The sequence below is a fragment of the Dietzia cercidiphylli genome (assembly GCF_039531545.1).
Taxonomy (GTDB): Bacteria; Actinomycetota; Actinomycetes; order Mycobacteriales; family Mycobacteriaceae; genus Dietzia; species Dietzia natronolimnaea.
The window spans coordinates 1-2,879 of the sequence record NZ_BAAAQG010000028.1 but is presented as its reverse complement, the minus strand read 5'-3'; the positions used below and the strand labels follow the sequence as shown (position 1 = coordinate 2,879).

The 2,879-nt window shown below is 68.8% G+C and carries 4 protein-coding genes; 3 read left to right on the top strand and 1 reads right to left on the bottom strand.

All coding sequences use genetic code 11. The annotated features are described in order from the left end of the window. The 3 genes from ABD250_RS17730 to ABD250_RS17720 form a co-directional block, all read left to right on the top strand. Window positions 1-295: hypothetical protein (locus ABD250_RS17730; RefSeq protein ID WP_344393555.1), on the top strand; the 295-nt coding region annotated here is incomplete at its 5' end. A 56-nt stretch (window positions 296-351) separates the two neighbouring features. Continuing rightward, the gene (locus ABD250_RS17725) at window positions 352-1,206 is read left to right on the top strand and encodes a tyrosine-type recombinase/integrase (RefSeq protein WP_241730456.1); all 855 of its coding nucleotides are present in this window, start codon (window positions 352-354) and stop codon (window positions 1,204-1,206) included. A gap of 49 nt (window positions 1,207-1,255) precedes the next feature. Next, a complete protein-coding gene (locus tag ABD250_RS17720) occupies window positions 1,256-1,816 on the top strand; it encodes an Ltp family lipoprotein (RefSeq protein ID WP_182657823.1) in 561 nt (186 codons plus the stop codon). Window positions 1,817-1,872: 56 nt separating this feature from the next. On the opposite strand, the gene ABD250_RS17715 is transcribed toward ABD250_RS17720, so the two are convergent. Beyond that, window positions 1,873-2,745 (bottom strand): tyrosine-type recombinase/integrase, encoded by an 873-nt coding sequence (locus tag ABD250_RS17715; RefSeq protein WP_182657822.1) that lies wholly within the window; start codon window positions 2,743-2,745, stop codon window positions 1,873-1,875. Window positions 2,746-2,879 lie beyond the last annotated feature (134 nt).

The following is a 2,879-nucleotide window of genomic DNA, read 5'->3' as shown; positions in this document are numbered from 1 at the left end:
CGATGCGCCGTCAGGCGGTGGCGGCATGAGTGCGCCGCTCAGTGAACCCACCCGGGACGCCGCGATCCAGGCCAAGGTCGACCGCGAGTTCGCCGGACACGACCTACGCCACGCGCACAACGAACTCGACCGACTCCTGGTGGAGATGCGCCGCGATGCCGAGTTCCTCGACGAGCGCGGCAACTACGCCGGGGCTTCGCTGATGCGACACAAGGCCAACTGCATCACCGAGGCCTTGGGGCGAGTCCGGGACGCTGAGGCGATCCTGAATCACACACCTGTAGTACAACAATGACATCACGCGGAGGCAACACCGGCCCCACTCTCGTGGCGGTTCGTGACGATGCTGACATGCCCCCCATTCCTCTGGTCCACCTCGACGACTTCGAGCTGTGGCAAGTGTCGAGCCGCCTGTCTGAGCGCACCATCACCGAACGACGCCGCATCCTCGCCCAGTTCTACCGCGAAACCGGCATACAACCAGCCCACGCCCAACCCATCGACATCACCCGATGGATCGCCTCACACGACACCTGGTCCGACTCCACCATTGTCAACTACGTCGCCTGCCTCACAGCCTTCTACAAGTGGCTGAACGTCCAAGACCGGCGCGTCGACAACCCGATGACCAAGGTCGGCCGACCCCGCGCCCCGAAGCGACTACCCCGCCCGGTGTCCGCCCGCGACGTGCAGATGCTCCTGTCCGCACCGACGCGCATGACCACCCACGCCATGATCCTGCTCGCCGCCCTCCAAGGTCTGCGAGTCCACGAGATCGCGAAACTGCGAGGCGAAGACATCAACCGCGACAGACAAGTCCTGTACGTGAAGGGCAAGGGCAAGAAACCCGCCGAGCTCCCCCTGCACCCGATGGTGGCGGACTGGTCCCGCCGGATGCCCGACCGCGGCTGGTGGTTCCCGTCCCGCCAGTTCCCGTCCGATCCCGTTCAGGCCAAAAGCGTGTCCCGCACCATCTCCGACCACATGCGCCGGTGCGGGGTCGCCGGCACCCCGCACCGGCTCCGCCACTACTTCGCGACGCAGCTCCTCGCCGACGGCGCCGACATCTACCTCGTACGGGATCTACTGCGGCACGAGAACGTCGCCACCACCGCGATCTACACCCAGCTGCCCGATGCGATGCGGCGGGAAGCGATCGACCGACTCGACCCGTGGGGCGCGCCACCTCAGCCCAATGCGGCGTGAGTGTCGTTCACACCTGATAAGAATATGTGAACCCGACGGAAGGCTCGACGTGACGAACCCGCAGTACCAGCCCCAGCAGCCCGGCCAGCCCTACCCGCCCCAGGACCAGCCGAAGAAGAAGCGGGGCGGCTGCATGAAGTGGGGCGCGATCATCGTCGGCGCCCTGATCCTCATCGCGCTCATCGCCAGCATCGCCGGCGGTGGCGACGACGAGGAAGGCGTGGCGCCCGCGGAGACGACCACGACGCAACCCGCCGCAGACACGGCGGCGCCCACCGATGAGCAGCAGCCCGAGCCGGAGCCCGAGCCCGCAGAGCCAGAGGTACCGCGGGAGCACCAGAACGCCCTCCGCGCCGCCGAGCGCTACCTGAGCGTGTCCGCGTTCTCCCAGCAGGGCCTAGCCGAGCAGCTCCAATTCGAGGAGTACAGCCCCGAGGCCGCTCAGTACGCCGTCGAGAACGTCGATGCCGACTGGAACGAGCAAGCCGCGAAGAAGGCAGAGCAGTACATGGAGATGACCCCGATGTCCCGCCAGGGCCTGGTCGACCAACTGCAGTTCGAGAAGTTCACCCCGGAGCAGGCCGAGTACGGCGCCACCCAGGCGTACTGACCGCCCCAACGACGAGAACCGCCCCCGACCGTGCAGGTCGGGGGCGGTTCTCTTTCTCAGGCCGCGAGGTACGAGGCGAGGATGTAAGCGCCGTGCCGGTCGATGTCCCGCCGGCCACGGTCGTAGATCTCCGTCGTCCGCGGGTCAGCGTGGCGGGCCATCGTCTGCACGTCCCGCAACGGGATCCCCGAGTCGAGCGCGCACGTGATCGCCGCGGCACGCAGGTCGTGCGGACTGATGTGCTTGTCGATCCCGGCGGCCTTGGCTGCCGCTGTGACGACGCGGGCCGCCGAGCGGCGGGTCATGCGGGAGCCGTCGCGGCGGAGCAGCAGCGGACCGGTGGGGCGGTCGCCGCGGGCGGTGTCGATGCGGCGGCCGACGGGGACCGGGACGGGGATGCCGGTGACGGTGGCGCCCTTGCCGTGGGCGGTGAGGATGCGGTGGCCGCGCTCGTGACGGTCGGCGCAGTCGACGTCCAGGGCGCACGCCTCCGAGACCCGCAGACCGAGGACGCCCATGAGTGAGACCAGTGCGCCGGCCGTGGGGCTGATGTCGTCGGCCGCGACGAGCAGCGTGGACAGTTCCCCGCGGGTGATGTGCGTGTACTGGGTGCGGTCGCGGCGGATCTTGGGCAGGCGGGCGTACTCGGCGGGTGAGACGAGGATCCGGCCGTCGGCGGCCATCGTGCGGTAGAACGACCGCAGGCACACCAGCCGACGGTGCACCGAGGCCGGGGAGTTGCCGCGCGCGGTCTCGAGCCAGCGGGCGAACAGCTCGACGTGGGCCCGCTCGACGGCGAGGACGTCCAGGCCCTGCTCATCGCACCACGAGCGCCACAGGGCGAGGTCGCCGGCGTAGGCGGTGCGGGTGGACTCCGACGAGAAGCGGGCCACGAACCCTTCGACCAACAGATCGAGGGTGTCGAACACGGGGGGAATAGGCGCGCGCACAGGGCGCGCAGCGGTAGCCTGCTGCACAGGTCATCACTCCAGATCAGGTGGTGTGGTGGCTCAGACCCTCGACCGGTGTTGGTAGCACCGTCGGGGGTCGACCGCTTTCTGCG

Excerpts from the sequence above, each read along its gene's own strand:
- ABD250_RS17725 (WP_241730456.1), top strand. The coding sequence starts at position 352 with ATGCCCCCCATTCCTCTGGTCCACCTCGACGACTTCGAGCTGTGGCAA.